Origin of the sequence: Stakelama portus (assembly GCF_003171655.1) — a bacterium.
Classification (GTDB): Bacteria; Pseudomonadota; Alphaproteobacteria; order Sphingomonadales; family Sphingomonadaceae; genus Sphingomonas; species Sphingomonas portus.
Window position 1 is genome coordinate 1 of the sequence record NZ_QFZL01000014.1, and the last position, 4,690, is coordinate 4,690.

4 protein-coding genes and 1 pseudogene are annotated in these 4,690 nt (G+C 51.6%); 1 reads left to right on the forward strand and 4 read right to left on the reverse strand.

Features of this window, described 5'->3' with window-relative positions; genetic code table 11:
- Positions 1 to 791: 791 nt before the first annotated feature.
- Together DKB74_RS18660 and DKB74_RS18455 are read right to left on the reverse strand one after the other, a co-directional pair.
- Positions 792 to 1,157: a hypothetical protein gene (locus DKB74_RS18660; RefSeq protein ID WP_145961048.1), complete on the reverse strand. Its 366-nt coding sequence runs from the start codon at positions 1,155 to 1,157 to the stop codon at positions 792 to 794.
- Between the two features lie 227 nt (positions 1,158 to 1,384).
- Entirely contained in the window at positions 1,385 to 1,807 is a 423-nt protein-coding gene (locus DKB74_RS18455; RefSeq protein ID WP_145961049.1) for a hypothetical protein, read from the reverse strand.
- A gap of 349 nt (positions 1,808 to 2,156) precedes the next feature.
- Between DKB74_RS18455 and DKB74_RS18460 the strand changes: the two genes are divergently transcribed.
- A complete protein-coding gene (locus DKB74_RS18460; protein ID WP_109809673.1) occupies positions 2,157 to 2,747 on the forward strand; it encodes a recombinase family protein in 591 nt (196 codons plus the stop codon).
- Positions 2,748 to 2,762: 15 nt separating this feature from the next.
- Here the strand turns inward: DKB74_RS18460 and DKB74_RS18465 are convergent, their stop codons facing one another.
- Positions 2,763 to 4,508, reverse strand: coding sequence for an NACHT domain-containing protein (locus tag DKB74_RS18465; RefSeq protein ID WP_145961050.1), 1,746 nt, complete (start codon positions 4,506 to 4,508; stop codon positions 2,763 to 2,765).
- Positions 4,509 to 4,564: 56 nt separating this feature from the next.
- Positions 4,565 to 4,690: pseudogene (locus DKB74_RS18470) on the reverse strand (IS5/IS1182 family transposase); the annotation flags it as partial.

Genomic DNA, 4,690 nt, shown 5'->3' on the forward strand with positions numbered 1-4,690 from the left:
CTGGGGCGACGACTTCCTAAAGCTCGCTTCACGCTTCGACGACGCAATAGCCGATTTGTAACCGGACGGACGTCCGGGATCAGCTAGGCATCGTCCGACGGGCCCAGTTTATGGGTTCACGGCCTAGGTTCGGTTAGCGCCTGAAGGCTGCGCAAAAGCGCAGGGAACTTTCGAAAAGCTGTCAAAGGACGGGAGCAACGCCATTGGTGCGACTCCCGGCCCCAGTTGAGTAAGAGCAAGAGCGATCTGGGGTGCTTCCAGCCGTAAGGTTGGATAACCGAGGGCCGCCGAAGGGCGGCGGATTAGGAATTTGATGGATCGGAACACGGCCTCCGCCGGTCTGCTTAGTCAAGCTAGAATTCTTCGCCCCAATCGACGAGAAGAGTTGATTAGTCCCCCTGCATTACCCCGAGCAATGATGGTTCGATTCTAAATCTGGCTTAGCTCGGAGTGGTGCGGGGGGGATATTCCATTCTCTGAGAAGTTAAGGCTATCCCCTTCGGGGAGCCAAAAGTGAGCTTTAATATAAATTATACAAAACAATCGGAAATCACCGATATAAACATCATATTACATAGATATTTTACGTTATAACTTAGAATGAATATATTTCCGGTTTAATTAAGTTTATATCACTGTTAATCTGATATATATTTTGATACTAGAAAATAAGTTTATAATTAAACATATTTATAACTTACTTAAACATGTTGAGTGTGAGGGTGTGTGCATATTCGCGCCAAAAATCTACAAGGATAGGCTTCCAAAGTCGCATGTTCTTCTAAGACTTCCTACCTTAGCACTGACTCCTGACCGAGGCTGTCTAGCACTCGCAACGCGGTGATCCGTCGTTGGGTGTCATTCCATTCGCAATGATAGGTGGCGGTGATCTTCGCCCCGAAACCATTGGTGGCTTCGAATTTGCGCCTGACAGTGGCGGTGTTTCCGTTAACGGCAAACTGCCAGCGCCAAGCCGGTTCGAACGAGCTTTCCGATACCAATGTGGATTTTACGGCTAGGTCGCAGACGGAAACGACATCGATTTCATTGGGACCGGAACGTTCGGCAGGAACCGCCTCGATCGGGGCGTCGTTATCCGTGGTTTCGCTAGGACTACTGAATAGGAATGAGGCCGCCCCTACACCAATGACGATCATTCCGAGGCACCCGAAGCAGCCATATTTGGCGCTCTGACCATCGTCAAAAGTTCGATCCCACCAGCCGCCCTTGTGGCCTTCTCCCTTCGCATTGTCAGCGGCGAAGGGTGCGGAACAGTGACGGCAGCGCCCAGCTTTCTCTGGCGTTGGGCGTTGGCAGGCTGGACAGTGAAATATGTCTGACACCGAAGCGCTCTCCGAAAAAAGGGATAGTGTGCAGCCGAGTGTCAGTAGCTGACTTCAACTGAGACGTTGTCGCCTTCAATCTGATAGGTGATGGTTTCATCATAAGGGCCGTTTCGCCAGCGCCCTGGAGCGCCATTCTCAACGCCGCGCCAGATGATCCGATCGCCCTCGACACGGCAATCGTTGGTCCACAGTTTTCCGTCGTCGGGGCGATTGTAGTGCACTCGAAGGAAGCCGTTTTGATCGGTCGCCTTCATGATCGAAACCGGCTGCCCGAACAGCTTGGCAATGGCATCCTTGCAGGCAGTTTCAATTTGCACCGGAGTAGGTGTGTGTGGGAGCGTCGCTTTCGACTGTTCCGCTATGTCGTTCGAACTTGGGTTCGATTGCGTCGTAGAAGGCTGATTGCTACAGCCTGTCGTCAGTATCGCGATCACTGCCGAAGCGATTGAGAAATTCCGCATAGCACCCCCATCGATAAGGGGCGCAAGCCGGACCAAAGCCGGCCGTTGGTAACCTTGCACTCGGTCAAGGCGCTGCCGCTTTTGGGCAAAGCCTTGGACATGACGACAGCCAACCGGCCGAAGAATTCGACCAGACCGAGTGACAAGGGGTTACCACGCCCCGCAGCCGGATTTTGCCAAGCTGCGGTTCCTTCCTGCCAATGAGAGGGCCTGAAGGCAATGGCTCCAAAGTTGTAAGTCTTGAGCCAGCCGGATTGAGCACCCATTCATTCGGATCAAAAGATAGGTTGACTCCAAATGAGCCTAGCTCATTAATGAGTAATACCTTTTGAGCGAGTCGCGAGGGATTATGAGCCGCATTGCCTATTTCCGGGTTTCAACTGGTGACCAGAGCGTCGAAGCGCAGCGGAAGGCGCTTGGCGATGGCTTCGACAAAGAGTTCGCCGACGAAGGTATATCAGGTGCAACCAAAGCGGAGGATCGCCCCGGCTTCGCCGCCCTCAAGTCCTATGTCCGGGAAGGTGACGTGATTTGCGTCACTGCAATTGATCGTCTGGGGAGGGATGCTCTCGACGTTCAAAAGGTCGTGCGCGATCTTATCAACGAGGGCATCGTTATAGACGTTCTAGGCCTCGGGCCGATCGCCAAGGGTGTAGGCGAGCTTATCGTCGCCGTGCTGGCGCAAATGGCCGATATGGAGCGCAATAGGATCAAGGAGCGCTGCGAAGCCGGTAGGGCAGCTGCCAGAGCTTCATTGGCAACCACAGGTAAGACTCATCGCGGTAAGGCGAGTTTGGGTAGGCCTGTCGCCAGGGACGCCAGTGAAGTTCGAAATTGGCGGCGTGAAAATGGAGCCAGTATACGCTTCACCGCGCGACATTTTAGAATTTCTGAAGCAACCGTCAAGAGATATTGCTCATTATCAACTAATAGTGCATAAATTATAGCGTCGATTTCATAAATCCTCGCGGTTCTGATGCCAATCGTTACAGCAATGCTTAATTTCTCTTACCATTTCAGCTGCGTCATAATCCTTAGAGCGTTTCAATAGTTTTTCTTGGCGATCCAATTCTTCCAACAACTCAAGATGATCGGAACCCTCATTGGTGCGCCGGCCGTGATTGTCGATTTCCAGATAGCACGAGACGCAGGCCGCCAACCTGATATCACCGTCAGCTTTCATGCTCCGCAGCAGAGACGCCCATATTCCTCCTGGTGGGTTGTTGAGGTCGGGGTTCGCTGGGAACGGTCGAGTGTTGGCTAATCCCTCGGCGCGCCAAAACCGCCCTAAAACAGCAAGGTTCGCCTCCGCCTTCGATCTGTCAAAGTTACTTTGGTTAGAAAGGTGTGCGTACGCTCCGGATGCGCAAAGCGCCAGGGCGGAGAACCCATCGACTTGTACCGAGAAGTCCGGCCTGGCGTAATGAATGAAGGACGGTCCGAAAGCCCGGATAGACGCGATAGGCGCCGTCCCTGTCCACTCAAAGAGGGTCTTCGCTGCTTTCGGATTTGAAGCTGACTCGTCGATGAGCCTTGGCATGATCGAGCCGCGGAAGCGCGTAACCATCGAGGCAGGGACTGAACGACATAGTGCCAAGGCTTCGCCAAAGCGTAGATATTTTCCTTTATATCCGTCCACAAAAGCAAGAATAAAGTCGCGGTCTTCATCGGAGCCCGCCTCGAATGTCGACTTTAGCCATTCCTCGACAACACCCGCCACGAAAGATCGGCGCTCCCTAGCGCCCGCAAAGAATAGAGCCGCGGCCTCCAGCATTTCACTATTATCTACTTTATAGTTTTGCAACAGTGCGTCCATCGATGCCTCTATCAACCTCCTGACCGAGGACTCAGAGCCAATTAAGAATTCGAGGCAGCGCACAGCATGCCCCGCAACGGCCCGTCGCTCTGGCGCCGAAATTGCAGGGTCTTCAAGCCTACTAACTATCAGATCGATACACTCATCTTGGCGACGCCGGTTCCGATGAGTTTTTATTTGTATCGCTAGGCGAGAAACAACATCCCACTCGTCAAGCCTAATGTGTGGTTCGAGAGCATTGAAAAGCTGATCAACGGTGTCGTATTGATCATCCAGGTATGTGGCAAAGAAGAACTCCAAGAATGTCTGATGGGTGAATGAAAATACATTATCACCCTTCTCAGACATTACCCATGACCGATCAACTATGAAATTAACAAGCGCACGCGAAGCTGCTTGGGCTTGAGGCGAACTTTCTAGAACCTCGCTAAGATGAACCCTTATCTCTTTTTCGATCCACTTCGCTGTTACACCAGAAGACAGCTCTTCATCATCGAATATTTTATATGCCAGATACGAAAAAACCTGTAGCCTATCGAACGTCTGCGGAACATCGACTAATATATTGCGATCGCCATCCCATCGTTCGAACATTAACCGGGCACATTCCTGATATATTTCTGGTCTATTTGATGGCACATCATCCCGTATATTGAAGATCCACATCATAAGACCCAACATAAGCGGATTTCTTCGCAAATCGTTGGCATTATGATTAGTCTGAAGCATGAAATGGCTGGCAGATGACCGCGCTTCAGCTATTTTCTTTTTTCCAACGAATCGGACAAAATTTTGCGCGTACTGCTCAACATCAGAATCATCAAAATCACCGAGCACCAATTCTTCATATTCGTCAGAGGACAGCGGTGCCTTTTCGTAGCCCACCTCTCTAGATGTTACGAGTACTTGACAAAGTGGGTATTGCCTAACAAAACGATTAACTAGGCCGTAGACTCATAAGCGCGCAGCCACAGCCGCATTGAGGCGAGCTGGATCATGGCGAGGAAGTTGGCTGCGAGCTTGTCGTAACGGGTGGCGACGCGGCGGAAGTGCTTCAGCTTGGAGAA

Coding starts and splice junctions, on each gene's coding strand:
- DKB74_RS18455 (WP_145961049.1), bottom strand. CDS start 1,807: ATGCGGAATTTCTCAATCGCTTCGGCAGTGATCGCGATACTGACGACA.
- DKB74_RS18660 (WP_145961048.1), bottom strand. CDS start 1,157: ATGATCGTCATTGGTGTAGGGGCGGCCTCATTCCTATTCAGTAGTCCT.
- DKB74_RS18460 (WP_109809673.1), top strand. CDS start 2,157: ATGAGCCGCATTGCCTATTTCCGGGTTTCAACTGGTGACCAGAGCGTC.